Source organism: Paraburkholderia sp. (genome assembly GCF_049581445.1).
GTDB lineage: Bacteria > Pseudomonadota > Gammaproteobacteria > Burkholderiales > Burkholderiaceae > Paraburkholderia.
This window is the reverse complement of the sequence record NZ_JBAURZ010000208.1, coordinates 1-2,488: the sequence shown is the minus strand read 5'-3', so window position 1 is coordinate 2,488 and position 2,488 is coordinate 1. Positions and strand designations below refer to the sequence as shown.

Here is a 2,488-nt window from a genome sequence, read left to right as displayed (position 1 = left end):
CAGTCCGTCCACCAGCGCCACGCCCACCGCCAGACTCAGGCCGGCGAGTTCTTCGAGTGGCCGCGGCAGCACGCAGGCCACCGAAAACAGCAGCGCATTGCCCGGTTCCGCAAACCAGGGACGCCCGCGCCGGCCCCGGCCGGCGGTTTGCAGATAAGCCACGCGCACGATCGGGCGTGGCAGGGCGGTGGACTTGCGCGGCAGCGCCTTCACGCGCGCCATCAGGTCGGCGTTGGTCGAGCCGGTTTCCTCGACGATTTCCATCGGCCAATCGTGAGCATGTGCGCCGAACAGCGCGACTGCGCGTTCGCGGTCGATGCGCCAGTCGCCCGTCGGGCCCGGCTCAGGTACGGAAGGTGCGGAGTGGGATGCGTTCATGTCGTCTATTGTAGCGACAGCAACACGCTTGCATGGGACCGGAGTAAGCGCCAAAGCGCTAACTCCGGTCGACATGGGATGGCCACAGCGCGCTTCGGACGCACAAGGTCACTGGGTTCGCGCTGCCTTCGTTACAATGGCCCCTGATCCGACAACCGATTCCCGCGATCCTTGAACTACGACACTCCGCCCGGCCTTGAAGTCGCGGCTGGCAGCCAAGGCAAGATCGTCCGGCTCTCCGGCCAGTGGACGGCGCTCGCGCTCGCGCGCGACCGCGCCACCGGCAAGGTTGTGCCCCGCCTGCGTTCGCTGATCGGCGCCCAGGGGTTGCACTGGGACCTGTCAGGCGTCGAGCGTATGGATCACGTCGGCGGCCAGGCGCTATGGCGCGTCTGGGGTCACAAACTGCCGGCCCAGGTGGTCGAGTTGAACGCGACGCAGCGCGACATTTTCGACCGCATTGCGCTGCTCGATTCCGCTCGCGAGTCCCCCGAGGCGGTGCTGCGGCCCGATCCGTTCACGCGTCTCGGCCTCTCGCTGTTTTCCTTCTTCGAGCATCTGTACGGCGGCCTCGCGATGTTCGGCCGCGTGGTGCTGGATCTGATCGCGGTCGCTCGCAATCCGAAGATCACACCGTGGACCGAGATCTCGTCCAACGTCTATAACGCAGGCACCAAGGCGCTGCCCATCATCGCGCTGGTTGCGTTCCTGATCGGTATCGTGCTCAGCTATCTGTCGGCGCAGCAGTTGCGGCTCTTCGGCGCGAACCAGTACATCGTCAACATTCTTGGCCTTTCGGTGATTCGTGAGCTGGGGCCAGTGTTGTCGGCGATTCTGGTAGCCGGCCGCTCCGGATCCGCGATCACCGCGCAGATCGGCGTGATGCGCGTCACCGAGGAACTCGACGCCATGCGCGTGATGGGCATCCCGCACGGCTTGCGGCTGATCTTGCCGCGGGTGCTAGCGCTCGGCGTGGCGATGCCGTTGCTGGTGATGTGGACCAACATCGTCGCGCTCACCGGTGGAGCGCTCGCCGCGAAAATCGTGCTGGGTATCGACATGGGCTATTTCGCGCGGGCGCTGCCTAGCGTGGTGCCGGTCGCGAACCTGTGGATCGGCCTTGGCAAAGGCGTTGCGTTCGGCATGCTGATCGGCATCGTCGGCTGTCATTTCGGCTTCCGTATCAAGGCGAATTCGCAGAGCCTCGGGGAGGGCACCACGACCTCGGTAGTGACCTCGATCACCATCGTGATTCTCGCGGATGCGGTGTTCGCCATCCTGTTCCAGAACGTGGGGTTAGGATGACCGCACCGCTTACAGAGTCCGTACGTGGACAGCCGCTGCCGACGATCGCCGAGCCTGTGATCGAGGTGCGCGATCTGACCAAACGCTACGGGCGCAACATCGTCCATCAGCATCTGAACTTCGACGTGCGGCGCGGCGAGATCGTGTCGATCGTCGGCGGTTCCGGCTCCGGCAAGACCACGCTGGTGCGCCAGATCCTCGGGCTCGAGAGTCCGACGAGGGGCACCATCAAGCTGTTCGGCGAAGACCTGTCGACTATCTCGCCAGAGGACGCGCTGCTGATGCGCAGCCGCTCCGGCATGCTGTTTCAGCGCGGCGCGCTGTTCTCGTCGCTATCGGTATTCGACAACATCGCGCAACCCCTGCGCGAACTGGGCAAAATCCCCGAGGATCTGCTGCGCGACATCGTGATGCTCAAGCTGGAGATGGTCGGCCTGCCGTGCAAGAACGCGTCCAAGATGCCGTCGGCGCTTTCGGGCGGCATGATCAAGCGGGTGGGGATTGCGCGCGCCATTGCGCTCGAACCCGAACTGCTGTTTCTCGATGAACCGACCGCAGGCCTCGATCCTCAGGCCTCGGATGAGTTCGTCGAACTGGTTAGCACGCTGCATCGGGCATTGGGCCTGACCGTTGTGATGGTGACGCACGATCTGGACACCATGGTCGCGCTGTCCACGCGGGTTGCCGTGCTGGCTGACCGCAAGGTGCTGGTGGCCGCGCCCGTGGAGGAAGCGGCGGGTGTCGATCATCCGTTTATCCGCGAGTATTTCCTCGGCTTGCGCGGACGCCGCGCGCTGCAGGCGCT

The 2,488-nt window shown here is 64.9% G+C and carries 2 protein-coding genes and 1 pseudogene; 2 read left to right on the top strand and 1 reads right to left on the bottom strand.

Annotation, left to right across the window (positions count from 1 at the left end; translation table 11 throughout):
• Nucleotides 1–378, bottom strand: a pseudogene (locus WCA85_RS18265) (biotin--[acetyl-CoA-carboxylase] ligase); the annotation flags it as partial.
• A 171-nt stretch (nt 379–549) separates the two neighbouring features.
• Between WCA85_RS18265 and WCA85_RS18260 the strand changes: the two are divergent.
• On the top strand, nt 550–1,683 hold the full coding sequence (locus WCA85_RS18260; protein WP_424066284.1) for an MlaE family ABC transporter permease: 1,134 nt from the start codon (nt 550–552) through the stop codon (nt 1,681–1,683).
• A partial coding sequence (locus WCA85_RS18255; RefSeq protein WP_424066283.1) for an ABC transporter ATP-binding protein occupies nt 1,680–2,488 on the top strand: 809 nt, incomplete at its 3' end. The genes WCA85_RS18260 and WCA85_RS18255, both read left to right, overlap by 4 nt.